The sequence below is a fragment of the Cobetia sp. PS-4MA genome, assembly GCF_057670765.1.
In genome coordinates, this window is record NZ_CM173107.1 from 2,204,730 (window position 1) to 2,218,781 (window position 14,052).

Consider the following 14,052-nt stretch of genomic DNA (forward strand, 5'->3'; position numbering starts at 1 on the left):
CGGGGGCTTCTGTCAGGGGAACCCTCAATGCAGAACGTGGAACAGGATCTCAAGCTGGAAGCGGCGCTGGCACTGCTGGAACGTCAGTCACTGGAGGCCGTCGAGGTCATCGACACCCGCGGCGAGGTGATCGGCGTGTTGACGCGCCAGGAAGTGGAATCCGCCGCCGAGCGCAAGGAACGCCTCGCCCGGTCGAATCAGCGCACCCTCGCCGCCGGGCCGGACGGCCCACCGGACACCGCCACGAACCTGTTGGCCGAGGTTCCGGTGCAGCGAGTGCTGGATGCCTTGCACGACGGGGTCTACATCACCGACGCCCTCGGGGTGACCGTGGCCATCAACCAGGCCTATGAGCGCATCACGGGGCTCAAGCGCAGTGATGTGCTGGGCCGGCACATGCAGGAACTGGTGCGCAGAGGCTATATCTCCAAGTCGGTCTCTCTGGAGGTCATCCGGGACGGCAAGCCCGTCACTCTGGTCCAGAGCCTGCACGATGGCCGCAAGATCCTGGTCAGTGGCCTGCCCATGCACGCGCGGGATGGCGCCTTGAGTCACGTCGTCACCAGCGTGCGTGATATCACCGAGCTGCTGCGCGCCAAGCATGCCCAGGAGCAGCTTCGCCAGCTGCACTCCCTGCACGAGACCTACAGCGTCAACGCCGGTACCGACGAGCAGGCACTGGAACTCGTCACCAGCGAGGCCACGGCCGCTTGCTTCGCGCTGGCAGAACGCGTGGCCGCCACCGACGTGAAGGTCCTGATCCAGGGCGAGACGGGCACGGGCAAGACATTGCTGGCCCGCTACCTTCACGAGCACAGCGAACGCTCTGCCGGCGTGTTTCTGGAACTCAACTGTGCCGCCCTGCCCGAAGGACTGCTGGAGGCGGAACTGTTCGGCTATGCGCCCGGGGCCTTCACCGGTGCCAATGCCCGGGGAAAACAGGGGCTGTTGGATGTGGCCAATGGTGGCACGCTGTTTCTCGACGAGATTGGCGACCTGCCACTCTCGCTGCAGGCCAAGCTGCTGAAGGTCGTCGAGGAGCAACGTTTCATGCCCGTGGGGGGAACCGAACTCAGGCGGACCAACGTGCGCCTGCTGACCGCGTCACATCATGACCTGGCCGCTCGCGTGAGGGAGGGGCGCTTTCGCGAAGACCTCTATTATCGCCTCAGCGTCGTCCCCATCACGCTGCCCCCGCTTCGCGAGCGCCGTGGTGAGGTCATCCCGCTGCTACGCCACTATCTGGGTCACTTCTGCCAACGCCATGCCCGCGTTCGCCACTTCGATCCCGAGGTGCTGGAACTGCTGGCCTCGCATCAGTGGCCGGGCAACATCCGTGAGCTGATCAACCTGGTCGAGCGACTGGTCGTCACCACCGACCAGACGCTCATCACGACGGACATGCTGCCCGCCGAATGCCTGGGGCCAGGCGGTCTCGCAGCCCCCTCTGTCGCTGCGACGATACCCGCCGGAGTGCGCGAGAACCACGCCACTCTCACGCAATGCACCCAGGCCCTGGAGCGGGAACTGATCCACCGGGCGCTCGAGCGACATGCCACGACGCGTGCTGCCGCTTCCTCGCTGGGCATCAATCAATCGACACTGGTCAAGAAGATGCAGAAGTACGCCATCAGGCGTCAGCGGTGACCGGGGTCTCGGGCAGCGAGCGAGGTGACAGCACGCAGCGGTCCCTGCCTCTGGCCTTGGCGTGATAGAGCGCTTCATCCGCCTGATTCAGGATATTCTCGAAGTCGTAATCCTCCTCGCTGCCTGCGGCGGAGACCCCCACGCTGATGGTGACGATCCCCTGCTGCGAATTGCCCGCATGCGGTAGCGCCAGTCCGCTGACATGCTCGCGAATCTCCTCCGCTCGCGCCAGCGCCGCTTGCGGGGAGCAGGATGGCAGCAGCACCACGAACTCCTCCCCCCCGAAACGCGCCACGATGTCGACATCGGGGTGCACGCTTTCGAAGATGGCCGTCGCGATGCGCTTGAGGCAGACATCGCCTTTCACGTGACCGTAGTGATCGTTGTAGGCCTTGAAATGATCGACATCGATCATGGCGACGCCGTACTGCAGTCGACGATCGACCTGCTTGCCGATCAGAGAACTCACCAGGCTGTCGAAGTGGCGGCGGTTGTAGACTTCCGTCAGGGGGTCGATGGAGGCAAGTCGCCGAAACTCTTCATTCTTCTCCGTGAACTCCTCGACCCGCAACTGCTCGCGCAGCAGCAACAGGTAGGAAAGCCGCTCAGCCTTCTCGCTGCGCAGATTGGAGATGATGGAAAACAGCGTGATGGAGAAGAACACCATCAATGCCATGAACCCTGCCGACTCGTAGGGGGCAGGATGGGCGGTGACCAGGTACAGCATCACGCAGAAATGGAAGGCCGAGGAACACAGGGCGTACCAGAAACGCAGCTGGAACAGGACATTTCCCACCAGCACGATGAGCCCGAGCGCGAACAGATCCAGAAAGGAATGCGGTGACACTGACAACTGGATCAACAGGGCCGTGAAGATCATCGCGAAGCACACCAGAGCGGTCATCAGCATCTCGCGCAAGACCGGCGACACACCGCGCTTGAGCAGGTAGATGCAGAGCAACGCGATGGGCGTCATCACTCCGACCCGGATGATGATGGCTTCCAGCATGTGATCCGGCCGAAAGCGCCAGTCATTGATCAGAAACAGCAGGTAGATGCTGATCGCCACCGCCCCCATGCAGACAAGCTTGTGACTGCGCTCTGCGTGGATGTCCCGCTCGAACCGCGCCTCGATCTCGTCCGGGAAATCGATACCCAGCCCGCCGTTGCGGTGTATCTGCCTGTCCACCTGTACCATCAGATCATTCATCCACGCCCCCTCCCTTGAGGACAGTCAATCAATGATCTCACTCTATACAAGGCGACACCGGTGAATAAGGCATGAGGGCCAAACGTGACAATCGTTCACGCTTGTCAAACGATTGTCCAAATATTCGAGACCACGGACATTGCCCCCACGCCCGGCGGGTGGGACGAGGCGACGGGGTCCCTCCCGTCTCGCTCGTCATCCGTGATTCTCCCCCTGCAGGCGACAATCGGCAGTGCGCCCTCAGCGATCGGCAGGCAATGAAAAGCGCCACGGCGCGGCAATCCGGAAGAAGCGCCGCGTGACGGCCTCGTCCACGGGACGCGTGATCAGCGAGACCAGCACGAAGACCGGCAGATTGAGCATCAAGCCCCAGAAACCGGCGTGAATCCCGAGCGGATGCGGCCAGACGATGGTCAACAGCACCGTGACGACAAAGCCGGCGCAGATGCCTGCAGACACCCCGGCGGCCGAGGCACGCGGCCAGAAGAACATGCCGAGAAACGCCGGCAGCACCTGGGAGGCAAAGCCCAGCCCGATCAGCAGGATCATCACCAGATTACCCGGTTCGATGATAGCCAGCGGCGCGATGATCAGAAACATCACCGGGAAGATCAGCCACCGTGCCCATTGGCCGGCGCGCGCATCACTGAGCTTGAACCCGGGCTGCAGCACATCCCGGCTCAGGCTCAGGGCTACCGAATGGATGAAGGGCTCGCTGGAGGACATCGAGGCAGCCAGCGTCCCCGCCCCCAGCAGCCCCACCAGCCAGACCGGCATGTTGGCCATCGCGTACTCCAGCACCACCGTATCGGCACGCTCAAGCTCGGGCAGGCTGAAGATGCCGATGAAGCCCACCACCACCAGCGGCAGGATCACCACGTAGTAGGTCGGCAGCCAGCTGGCGCTGCGGCGGATAGTCTGCGCGGAGGAGGCGCTCATCCATTGCGTCCACACCGGCGGCATGAAGGACAGCATCGAGACGATGATCGAGGTGGTCCAGAAGCTGAAGCTCATGTCGCCCCCCGCCCCCGGCAGGCGGAGATACTCGGGATGTGACCGCTCGAGGCGCTCGAACACTCCGCTGAAGCCCCACTCCCCCGTGGCCAGGTGCGCCGCCCACAGGCCGATGACCCATGCCACCACCACCATCAGCACGCCCTGGAAGACATTGGTACGCCCGATGGCGCGCTGACCACTGACGAACAGATACACGGCGATCGCCGCAAGTACCAGCAGCACGCCGGCCCACAGCGGGATACGCCCCCCGCTCATCACCAGCAGGATGTAGGCCGAGCCGATGGTCTGCAGCACCGCATAGGCCACCGAGGCGATCGACATCACCAGCGCCGAGAGCGCGCCGAGTGCGGGGCTCTGATAGCGATCCGCGATCGCGCTTGCCTGGGTGACATGCCCGAACTGCTCACCGAACTTCCACACCTTGGGCCCGAAGTACCAGGCCACCAGCGCCAGATAGGCCAGATAGATCGCGACATAGAAGACCGGCACTCCCTTGCTGTAGGCCCAGCCCGGCGCGCCCATGAAGGTGTAGGCACTCACGCTGCCCGCCGCGATCAACAGATACAGCGTCATCGGCCCCATCGAGCGGCCGGCCACACCCCACTGCTCCAGCGAATCCATGCGTCGGCCGCCGCGCGCGCCCAACCCGATCAGCATCGCCAGCGCGATATAGCCCAGAGTCATCATCAGCGGCACGCTGCCCTGCCAGGACGTGAGGGTCAGTGACTCACTCATGTGACGCCCTCTCATCCTCGCGCGGTGCGCCATCCTCCTCATCCGGCAACAGACGATTGCCCAGCAGCATGGCCCCGCTGCAGGCGAAGATGATCAGGTAGCTCCAGAGGATCAACGACGGCATGCCCCACAGCGAGCTCTGCTGATTGACCCAGCCGATCACCGGCCAGATACCCAGCGCGATCAACAGCAGAAAGACCGCCAAGAGACTCCAGCCCCGCCAACTGGCAGGCACGACGACGCATGGCAGGCGTGACGACGTGGAGGCAGCCTCGCCGGTGTCCGGCGCGGAGGAAGGAGAGGAAGACGACGAGGTGTCAGGCGTAGCCAAGACAAACTCCGATATGAATAGGGAGTGAATGAAAAATCTCGGCGCGCAGTGTAGCCGCTTGAAGCGCGGCTGGGGAGTTGCCATGAGGGTAAAAGGTCTGACCGCCGGGGATGTCAGTGGCCATGCTCGATCTCCTCATCCGGTCAGAGTCAGGTCAGAGTCAGGGCAGAGTCCGGTCATGCGGATGCGATGAGTCTCCACCAGCGCTGAATGGAGGGCATCGGCTGGCTGTGATAGCGTTCGCGCGATCTTTCATCAGACAAGACGCATTCAACCGAGGAGCATCGAGAGGTGCTTGATCCCCAGGCCTCCCGTGCAGAAATTCTGCCGAGAGCCACCTCCTGAGACGCCTCGCTCACTTGCAGAACGCTGAGCGAGCTCTCCCTCATCTACCGACAAGGCATTGGTACCGTGCCCCCCATCTTCGAAAAGGACTTTCGATATTTCACTCAACACGAACAGGAATATGTCACCCCAATCCGCAGACGCCAGCGGTATACCGCCTGGAGCCTGGCGCTGGTAGGCATCCTGCTGGTGGGTCTTTCATGCGTATTCCTGATGGCGCCATTGCTCTTCCCGGAGAAGGATAGTCTTCCCTAGCCTGCCGTCCTGGTGGTGATCGTCATCGTGTGGGTGGGCCTTTTTCTCATGAGCCGGCCCTACCACGCCCGTCATGGCATGCCACCGACGGCAGAACGGATGACCGGGCAGCTTGAGGAAGTGACATCCTCGACCCCCACTACCCCTCCGGACTCGATCATCGAGGACAGATTTCAAAGACAGGGATGGAAACAGACACATGAAGGCATCAGCTATCACTCCAGCAACCCCAGAAAGATCACCACTCGCCACTATTATCTGAGCAATACCCGCCTGATCTTGCCGCCCGGGGCTGACGCCATCGTCTGTCCAGCCCTCGGCGAAGAGATATACGTCATTGGTGCCCATGTCCCTGACGGCGTATCGCCACCGTTTCGGACTCTCTTCCCGTTCTTGAGACTCGCGCACCAGGGAAGCCCTGACCACGGCTACATGGTCGTGCTGCAATATGACGACAAGATCGACATCGATGGTGTCCTCGAGAAGTACGGCAAGCACTTCTCCTGGCGGCGCAGGATGAGGAAACCTCTGCTGGCTCTGATCATGGTGCTTCTGCTCATGCAGCCTTTCCTCTCCTCCCTCATCATCGTCCTCATCGAACACTTCTCCGAGGGGCTGGGTCCCGGGTTGACTACCCCTGGTGGGCCGCATGTCTCTGCCTGGTGCTGTCCTTCCCGGTGATCTATCTCAAGACCCAACGGCGCTGATCGGCGAGAGCGACATGATCGATTATCAGTAGCAGCTCAAGGGCTGATGGATACACGGCTCAAGAACACGCAGCTCAACACAGCAACGCCGGACCTCGATGAGGCCCGGCGTTTTTGTTGCAGCAGACTGTCCTGACAGGCTCAACCGACGATAGCGTTGAGCAGCAACAGCGTGATGATGGAGATGGCCCAGGCGAGTGTCGTCGGCAGGGTCAGCACCAGCATCTGATGCTTGGTGCTCTTGACGCCGAGCATGCGATTGACGACCCAGAAATAGCTGTCATTGAAGTAGCTGAAGAACATCGCGCCGATACAGGCGGCCTGCGCGGCCAGCACCATGTTGACGTCCGGCATGCCCATCAGGATCGGCGCGGAGATCGAGGCCGCGGTAATCATCGACACCGTGCCGCTCCCCTGGATGAAGCGCACCAGCGTTGCGATGATGAACGGGATCAACAGCGGCTGAAGCCCCAGTGCCGCGACCTGCATGGCGATGTAATCGCCGCCGCCACTGGCACGCAGTACCGAGCCCAGTGCACCACCGGCACCGGTGACCAGCAGGATGATCCCCGCCGTCTCGACGCCCTTTTCCAGATGATCGAACACTTCCTGTTTGGGGGTCTTCGGCATCAGGCCATAGATGGCGACCAGCACCCCGATGCCCACGGCGATCACCGGATTGCCGATGAAGGCGATGGTACTGGTAAGCGCATTGCTGGTATCGCCCATCACGGCACTGACCAGCGTGTTGAGGAAGATCAGCGCGATGGGCAGGCCGATCGGCATGCAGGACATCAGCAGGGAAGGCAGCTCCGATTCAGGCAGCATGCTGTCGGTGTCATGCTTGACGCTACCTTCGAAGCCACCCGGCTGGGCTTCCAGCATCGCCTCGATGCGAGGGCCCATGATACGGGCGTAGATCACCAGTGCGATCAGCGCAGGAGCGGTGATCACCAGGCCCCAGCCGATCATCAGACCGATGTCGACACCGAAGATACCCGCCACGCCCAGCGGACCCGGGGTCGGTGGCACGCTAGAGTGGGTGATGATCAGGCCAGCCGCCAGCGCGATGCCCAGACCAATCACCGAACGTCCGCTGTTGCGGGCCAGTGAACGCACCAGCGGGTTGAGGATCACGTAGGCCGAATCACAGAAGATCGGGATGGAGACGATGTAGCCCGTCAGCGCCATCGCGGCCTCTTCCTTGTTCTTGCCCAGCAGATTGAGGATGGCATAGGCCATGCGCTGTCCGGCACCGGTCACCTCCAGCACCCGCCCCATCATCACGCCGAAGCCGATCACGAGACCGATGGTGGAAAGCGTCTTGCCAAAGCCGGTGGTGATGGCACTGATGACCTCATTGGGCGGCATGCCACCGATCAACCCCGCCAGAGAGGCGGCGATGATCAAGGCCAGCAAGGCATGCACGCGGGTCTTCAATACCAGATAGATCATGACGAAGATGGCGATACCCAGGCCGATGATGACCTGTGGCCCCGCGACGGCGGCGTCTGTCATGGGTGATGCTCCTGTCGATTGTTATTGTGTGGCGTGCGGTGTCGGCGCTGCCGTCTGGCATGTCACCGATCGTTGTTATTGACGTACGGGTGTGACGAGCAGGTCTGGCGAAGGTGTCTGGCGAGCTCGTCCTGGATGAGATGCCCGAACGCTGGCTAGGCGATGGCGCTCTCGTCGCGATACGCATTGAGAATCTCGTGCAGGTCGGTATCGCCGACGAAGCCCAGCGAACGCGCCTTGCGGGTGTCAAAGCGCGCCGGCCAACTGCCGACGATGGCGGTGATCCGCGGGTCAGGCTCATGCTTGACGAGGGCCAGCGCCTGCTCGCCGGCGATATCCGCCAGCGCCTTGAGCATCTCGGCGACGCTGACAGTGATGCCCGGCAGCATGAAGCAGCGCGAGAGGCCGAAATCAGCCGCCGGCACTTCCGCGCCCTGGATCAGGGCCGCGACCACGCGACGCGGCGACATCACGAACATCTCAAGCTCGGTCGGTACCGGGCAGATGGCGGTTTCGCCATTGAGCGGTTCGCGCAGGAGGGAGGAGGCGAAGCTCGAGGCCGCCGCGTTGGGGCGCCCCGGACGCACGATGATGGTGGGCAGACGCAGCACGCAGCCATCCACCAGCCCGCGACGGCTGTAATCATTGATCAGCAGTTCCGACATCGCCTTCTGGGTGCCGTAGGAGTTCTGCGGCACCAGGGCAGTCATGTCGCTCAGCGTCTCGGGGAGATCGCCCCCGTAGGCGGCGACCGAACTGGCCATCACCAGTCGGGTATCGCTCAACCCGCGCGCCGCGCAGCCTTCCAGCAGCAGGCGAGTCGCGTCGAAATTGACGCGCATGCCGAGTGCAAGATCCGCCTCGGCCGCCGAGCTGACCACGGCTGCCAGGTGATAGATCACCGCAGGCTCGCCCGCCAGACAGCGATCAAGCACCTCGGCGTCGGCGATGTCGCCGGCGATGATCGCGACATCCAGCGAGATGGCCGGTTCGGCTGCCAGACATGACGCCGCCTCGGGACGTGGCGCCTCGATCTGATCCAGCAGGGTCAGGCGTGACAATGGCTGGCCGTTCAGGCTGCCCTTGTCGATCAGGGCCTCGGTCAGGCGCTGACCGAGGAATCCGGCGGCGCCGGTAATCATGACGTGCATCGTGTGGACTCCTTGCCAGCCGTCGGCATGACGGCCCATGGCGTGTTGTCGTTGTTATGGTTGTTGGCGTTATCGGCGTTGTTGCTGGCTTGTCTGATGATCAGGCGGTGCCGGACAGGCCGTCGTTGAGCCCGAAAGCCTGTCCCCAGCCGAGGCCTGCGCGCGTCTCACCGCGTGGACGATATTCACATCCGATCCAGCCGTCGTAGCCCAGGCTTTCCAGCCGGGCGAACAGCGCCGGATAGTGCACTTCCCCCACATCCGGCTCGTGACGGTCCGGCACGCCGGCGATCTGCACATGGCCCATGTGCGCGAACTGCGCCTCCAGATTGCGGATCAGGTCACCCTCGACGATCTGGCAGTGGTAGAGATCGAACTGCACCTTGAGGTTGGCGGCGCCAACCCGGGCGAGAATCTCGCGTGCCTGCGCCTGGCCACTCAGATAGAAGCCGGGCATGTCGCGCGGGTTGATCGGTTCGATCAGCAGTGTCTTGCCGACCTTCTCAAGCTCTGCGGCGGCGTAACGCAGGTTGCTGAGGTAGGTCTCGGTGCAGCGCGCGCGCATGGCGTCATCCGCCCCCTCCGGCACCAGCCCCGCCATGGCATGCACGCGGGGACAGTCGAGCGCTTCGGCATAGCGAATCGCCTCTGCCACCGAGGCCCGGAACTCCTCCTCGCGCCCCGGCAGACAGGTCAGGCCACGCTCACCGGCCTCCCAGTCGCCCGGCGGCAGATTGAACAGCACCTGCGACAGCTGGTGTGCATCGAGCCTGGCGCGCAGTTCTTCAGGGGCATAGGCATAGGGGAAGAGATATTCGACCCCGCGAAAACCGCTGTCGGCCGCAGCCGCGAAGCGATCAAGAAAGTCATGCTCGGTGAACAGCATGCTGAGATTGGCGGCCAATCGGGTCATGTCAAATCCTTGGATGTCACAGACGAAGAGGTCATCACTCAGGGGCGGCCGAATTTGGCTTCGAGTTCCGCCACCTGTTCCGGGGTCATCCCACGTGGATTCTTGCCCTGCAGCAGCAGGAACAGCTTGGCGGTTTCCTCAAGCTCTTCCGTGGCATAGACCGCCGCTTCCAGGGTCTTGCCGGCCACGACGGGGCCATGATTGGCCAGCAGCACGGCACAATGCTTGCCGGCCAGGCCACGCACGGCATCGCCCAGCGCGGGGTCGCCCGGCATGTAGTAAGGCACCAGCGGCAGCTTGCCGACCCGCATCACGTAATAGGCCGTCAGCGGCGGAATGCACTCACACGGATTCACATCCGGCAGGCAGGACACCGCCACCGAGTGGGTCGAATGTAGATGGACGATGGCACCCGACTGCGGGCGCTCGTCATACATGGCGCGATGCAGGAAGTGCTCCTTGGTCGGCGCGTCGCCATCGATCAATACGCCCTGGGCATCCAGGCGTGAGATGCGCGCCGGGTCCAGGCGCCCCAGACAGGCATTGGTCGGCGTCATCAACCAGCCGCCATCGTCCAGCCGCTGGCTGATGTTGCCGCTGGAGCCCATGGTCAGGCCGCGGTCGAACAGTGACTTGCCGTAGGTGGCGATCTGCTCGCGCAACACGTTGATGTCGTGCCGTGACTGACTCATGCGGTCTCCTCGCGAGGATTCATGGCATCGAGGACATCGAATGCCCGGGTAAAGAAGTCTTCGCCGCCGAAGTTGCCGGACTTGAGGGTCAGCGAGAGCATCGCCTCCGGCTGCGAGGGGCCGGCGGCCGGGTGCGGTGCCTGTGTCCAGGGCACGCCGGGGTCGATCTGACCGCCGATACGCAGCTCACGGATGTTGAGTGCCGAGACCACCGCGCCGGAGGTTTCTCCCCCCGCCACCAGCAGGCGACCTACCCCTTCCGCGACCAGCGTGCTGGCCAGACTGGCCAGGGCGCACTCGATGAGTTCACCGGCCTGCTTGACGCCCAGTGACGCCTGCGCCGCCTTGACGCCTTCCGGCTCGGCCGAGGCGTAGATCAGAAATGGCTTGGGGTCCTCCGCCGCCAGTTGCTCACGGGCGAAGTCGAGTGCCGCCTCGAAGTGGGCATCGCTCGCGTTGAGCTTGACGGGGTCCAGCGCGAAGGCGGCATGCTGCTGGGTGAAGTGCGCCACCTGCTTGAGCGTCATGCGCGAGCAACTGCCGGACAGCACCATCGCGGCGCCCTGCGCCGGGGCCAAGACCGCCGCATCATCGATCTGCGCAAGCCAGCCCTTGCGGCGGTACTGGGCAGGCAAGGCCTGCGCGAGGCCAGAGCCACCGGTGACCAGCGCGTGCTCCACCAGCGTCTCGGCCAGTACCTCGAGATCACGCTCGTCGAGACTGTCGCAGACCACATGACGCACTCCTTGCGCCTTCAGCGTGGCAAGTCGCTCACCAGCGGCCTGCGCTCCCTCACTCAACATGGCGTGGTTGAGCAGCCCCACACCATGGGGCGTCTGGCGTGACAGCACGCGCACGATGTCGGCATCGGTCATCGGGTTGAGGGGGTGATGCTGCATGCCGCTGTCATTGAGCAGGCGGTCACCCACGAACAGATGCCCCTGATAGACACTGCGCCCGTTGATCGGGAACGCCGGCACGAAGGCGGTCTGTGTGCTGTCCAGCGCCTCCAGCAGCGCATCGGCGACCGGGCCGATATTGCCCTCCGGCGTGGAATCGAATGTCGAGCAGTACTTGAAGAACAGCTGGCGAGCCCCCTGGGCTTTCAGCCATTCAAGCGCCGCGAGGGATTCACTGATCGCCTGATCCACCGGGCAGCTACGCGACTTGAGCGCGACCACGACGGCATCTACCTCAGTCAGATCCAGCCCGTTCGCCGCCCCTTCCTGCAGCGCGTCCTGAGGGACCCCGATCACCTGCACGGTGCGCATGCCGGCCCGTACCAGGTTGTTGGCAAGATCCGTCGCGCCGGTGAAGTCATCGGCGATTCCGCCCAGTACGATCGGCATCACTGCGCTCCTTCATCATTGGCGGCCGGCAGGCTGAAGCTGCCGAGACGCTGATAGACCTTGATGACCGCCGAGTCGTCCTCGCGCCCGAAACCGGCGCCACTGGCGGCGGTGAACTGCTGCAGGGCACTGCCCGCCACCGGCATGGCAAGCTTCAGCTCACGCCCGGTGCTGTGCACGATGTTCAGGTCCTTGACGAAGATGTCGACGGCCGACAGCGGCGTGTAATCGCCCTTGAGGATGTGCGGCACGCGATTCTCGAACATCCAGGAATTGCCCGCGGAGTGGGTGATGACGTCATAGAGGGTGTCGGGGTCAATCCCCATGCTCATGCCCAGCGCCATGGCTTCAGCCGCCGCCGCGATGTGCACGCCGGCGAGGTGCTGGTTGACCAGCTTGACGCTGGAGCCCGGGCCGGCGCAGTCGCCCAGCCGATAGACATTGGCCGCCATCGCCGCCAGCACGCGTTCCGCCTTGACGTAAGCCGCGTCGCTGCCGGAGGACATCACGGACAGCTCACCACTGCGTGCCTTGACGGCACCGCCGCTGATCGGAGCGTCGAGCAGCTCCAGCTGCATGCCGTTCAGGCGGGTTTCCAGTTCACGCGCGAAGCTCGGCGCCACGGTGGCGCACTGGATCACCAGGCTGCCCGGCGCGAGTCGCTCGGCCAGTCCCCCCTCGCCCTGGGCCCCGAACAGCACCTGCTCGACCTGATCGGCATTCACCACGACCAGCACCACCACCTGACACTCGGCCGCCAGTTCCAGCGGCGAGGCCACCGTGCGCCCCCCTGCCGCTTCGAAGGCCTGACAGGCGGCGGGCGAGATATCACAGCCGATCACGTCCAGGCCTGCTTCCAGCATGGCGCGCGCACTGCCCATTCCCATCGCGCCGAGGCCGACAAGGCCGATCACTGGTGAAGTCGTTACTGCTGTCATCTGGCGTCTCCCGCGGAAGCTGTTCAAGTGATGATCAAGGCGACCTCATGCGGCACACCGATCAACACTCTCCTAAATGTTAGCGCTACCATGTTAGCGCTAACATCATTAATAGATTAGGCTCCAAGCCACGACAAGCGGCAGATGAGAAAACGCGACAAATGTCTAATCAATCAGAATCATCCCGACGCAGCCGCAAGGGGGCCATGCAGCCGACCCTGAATGATGTGGCCCGGGAAGCCGGTGTCTCGTCGATCACCGTCTCGCGCTACTTCAACAGTCCCGACAGCGTGCGCGAGGCGACACGCCTCAAGGTCGAGGCGGCCATCGAGAAGGTCGGGTACGTGCGCAACCTGATTGCCGGCAGCCTGGCCTCGGCCACCAGTCGCGTGATTCCGGTCATCGTGCCCTCGCTGTCCAACGTGGTGTTCATCGACGTGATCAAGGGGCTCCAGGAGGAATTCGAGGCGCACGGTTATCAGCTGCTGCTGGGCAAGACGGACTACGATCTGGCTCGCGAAACCCAGCTGATCCGAACCTTTCTGGGCTGGTCAGCCGCGGGCCTGGTGGTGACGGGACTGCACCATGACGAGGCGACGCGCCAGATACTCGAGCACTGGAATCAGCCCATCGTGGAGATCATGGAGCTGGGGGAAGGGTTGGATCTGAACGTGGGGATGGATCATGTCGCCGCCGGACGCGCCATGACCGAGCATCTGCTGGCACGCGGGTATCGCACGATCCAATTCGCCGGTGCCGAACTCGATCGCGACTATCGTGCGGCGATGCGCTACGCCGGGCACCGTGAGGCGCTGGCGGCGGCCGGCATCGAGGAGGCTCCCCTGCTCGACCTGCCCGTGCGTCAGCAGATGACCAGCGGTGCGCAGGCGCTCGAGCGCATCCGCGAGAGCCACCCTGACTGCGACGCCATCCACTTCGCCAACGATGACATGGCCTGTGGCGCGATTCTCGCCGCCGCGCGGCTTGGGGTGCGCATCCCAGAGGATATCGCCATCGCCGGCTTCAATGGCCTGCCAATCGGGGAGCATGTCACGCCGCGCCTCACCACCATCGTCTCACCGCGGGAGCAGATAGGCCGTGTGGCCGCACGCAAGTTGCTGGCACGCATCAACGGTGACCCCGTCGGGGAACTGAGTCATGACCTGGGGTTCACGCTGCGGGTCGGTGACAGCACTTGAAGCCGCGAAGCTTCTCAAGGCGCAGTCCGGTTGACTCACGATTGA

General features: G+C 63.6%; 12 protein-coding genes. 3 read left to right on the forward strand and 9 right to left on the reverse strand.

Going from position 1 to position 14,052, the window contains the following annotated elements; genetic code table 11:
• The first annotated feature begins 27 nt into the window (after positions 1-27).
• A complete protein-coding gene (locus tag AC26AR_RS09390) occupies positions 28-1,647 on the forward strand; it encodes a sigma-54 interaction domain-containing protein (RefSeq protein WP_488106832.1) in 1,620 nt (539 codons plus the stop codon).
• On the opposite strand, the gene AC26AR_RS09395 is transcribed toward AC26AR_RS09390, so the two are convergent.
• From AC26AR_RS09395 to AC26AR_RS09405, 3 genes are all read right to left on the reverse strand, one after another.
• Entirely contained in the window at positions 1,631-2,857 is a 1,227-nt protein-coding gene (locus AC26AR_RS09395) for a GGDEF domain-containing protein (RefSeq protein ID WP_488106833.1), read from the reverse strand. The two genes, AC26AR_RS09390 and AC26AR_RS09395, sit on opposite strands and share 17 nt — an antisense overlap.
• A gap of 240 nt (positions 2,858-3,097) precedes the next feature.
• Complete coding sequence (locus AC26AR_RS09400; protein ID WP_077371197.1) at positions 3,098-4,609, reverse strand: sodium:solute symporter family protein; 1,512 nt, start codon at positions 4,607-4,609, stop codon at positions 3,098-3,100.
• Positions 4,602-4,940 carry a hypothetical protein gene (locus AC26AR_RS09405; RefSeq protein WP_404626824.1) on the reverse strand — a complete coding sequence of 113 codons (339 nt, stop codon included), beginning with the start codon at positions 4,938-4,940 and terminating at the stop codon, positions 4,602-4,604. The genes AC26AR_RS09400 and AC26AR_RS09405 overlap by 8 nt, the downstream gene beginning before the upstream one ends.
• A gap of 612 nt (positions 4,941-5,552) precedes the next feature.
• On the opposite strand from AC26AR_RS09405, the gene AC26AR_RS09410 reads away from it, so the two are divergent.
• The gene (locus tag AC26AR_RS09410) at positions 5,553-6,221 is read left to right on the forward strand and encodes a hypothetical protein (RefSeq protein WP_488106834.1); all 669 of its coding nucleotides are present in this window, start codon (positions 5,553-5,555) and stop codon (positions 6,219-6,221) included.
• A 167-nt stretch (positions 6,222-6,388) separates the two neighbouring features.
• Here AC26AR_RS09410 and AC26AR_RS09415 read toward each other — a convergent pair whose 3' ends face one another.
• From AC26AR_RS09415 to ltnD, 6 genes are all read right to left on the reverse strand, one after another.
• Complete coding sequence (locus tag AC26AR_RS09415) at positions 6,389-7,765, reverse strand: GntP family permease (protein WP_488106835.1); 1,377 nt, start codon at positions 7,763-7,765, stop codon at positions 6,389-6,391.
• 155 nt (positions 7,766-7,920) lie between these two features.
• The gene (gene denD / locus AC26AR_RS09420) at positions 7,921-8,916 is read right to left on the reverse strand and encodes a D-erythronate dehydrogenase (protein ID WP_404626818.1); all 996 of its coding nucleotides are present in this window, start codon (positions 8,914-8,916) and stop codon (positions 7,921-7,923) included.
• A 100-nt stretch (positions 8,917-9,016) separates the two neighbouring features.
• Entirely contained in the window at positions 9,017-9,829 is an 813-nt protein-coding gene (gene otnI, locus AC26AR_RS09425) for a 2-oxo-tetronate isomerase (protein ID WP_271302872.1), read from the reverse strand.
• A 38-nt stretch (positions 9,830-9,867) separates the two neighbouring features.
• Positions 9,868-10,521, reverse strand: a complete 654-nt coding sequence (gene otnC / locus AC26AR_RS09430; RefSeq protein ID WP_077371185.1) for a 3-oxo-tetronate 4-phosphate decarboxylase — start codon at positions 10,519-10,521, stop codon at positions 9,868-9,870.
• Positions 10,518-11,870: a 3-oxo-tetronate kinase gene (gene otnK, locus AC26AR_RS09435; protein WP_488106836.1), complete on the reverse strand. Its 1,353-nt coding sequence runs from the start codon at positions 11,868-11,870 to the stop codon at positions 10,518-10,520. Before otnK ends, otnC begins: the two co-directional genes overlap by 4 nt.
• A complete protein-coding gene (gene ltnD / locus AC26AR_RS09440) occupies positions 11,870-12,808 on the reverse strand; it encodes an L-threonate dehydrogenase (protein WP_488106837.1) in 939 nt (312 codons plus the stop codon). Before ltnD ends, otnK begins: the two co-directional genes overlap by 1 nt.
• A 161-nt stretch (positions 12,809-12,969) precedes the next feature.
• Here ltnD and AC26AR_RS09445 point away from each other — a divergent pair, with 161 nt between their 5' ends.
• The gene (locus AC26AR_RS09445; RefSeq protein ID WP_488106838.1) at positions 12,970-14,007 is read left to right on the forward strand and encodes a LacI family DNA-binding transcriptional regulator; all 1,038 of its coding nucleotides are present in this window, start codon (positions 12,970-12,972) and stop codon (positions 14,005-14,007) included.
• The last annotated feature ends 45 nt before the right edge of the window (positions 14,008-14,052 follow it).

Excerpts from the sequence above, each read along its gene's own strand:
- AC26AR_RS09390 (WP_488106832.1), top strand. The coding sequence starts at position 28 with ATGCAGAACGTGGAACAGGATCTCAAGCTGGAAGCGGCGCTGGCACTG.
- AC26AR_RS09395 (WP_488106833.1), bottom strand. The coding sequence starts at position 2,857 with ATGAATGATCTGATGGTACAGGTGGACAGGCAGATACACCGCAACGGC.
- AC26AR_RS09400 (WP_077371197.1), bottom strand. The coding sequence starts at position 4,609 with ATGAGTGAGTCACTGACCCTCACGTCCTGGCAGGGCAGCGTGCCGCTG.
- AC26AR_RS09415 (WP_488106835.1), bottom strand. The coding sequence starts at position 7,765 with ATGACAGACGCCGCCGTCGCGGGGCCACAGGTCATCATCGGCCTGGGT.
- denD (WP_404626818.1), bottom strand. The coding sequence starts at position 8,916 with ATGCACGTCATGATTACCGGCGCCGCCGGATTCCTCGGTCAGCGCCTG.
- otnI (WP_271302872.1), bottom strand. The coding sequence starts at position 9,829 with ATGACCCGATTGGCCGCCAATCTCAGCATGCTGTTCACCGAGCATGAC.
- otnC (WP_077371185.1), bottom strand. The coding sequence starts at position 10,521 with ATGAGTCAGTCACGGCACGACATCAACGTGTTGCGCGAGCAGATCGCC.
- otnK (WP_488106836.1), bottom strand. The coding sequence starts at position 11,870 with ATGCCGATCGTACTGGGCGGAATCGCCGATGACTTCACCGGCGCGACG.
- ltnD (WP_488106837.1), bottom strand. The coding sequence starts at position 12,808 with ATGACAGCAGTAACGACTTCACCAGTGATCGGCCTTGTCGGCCTCGGC.
- AC26AR_RS09445 (WP_488106838.1), top strand. The coding sequence starts at position 12,970 with ATGTCTAATCAATCAGAATCATCCCGACGCAGCCGCAAGGGGGCCATG.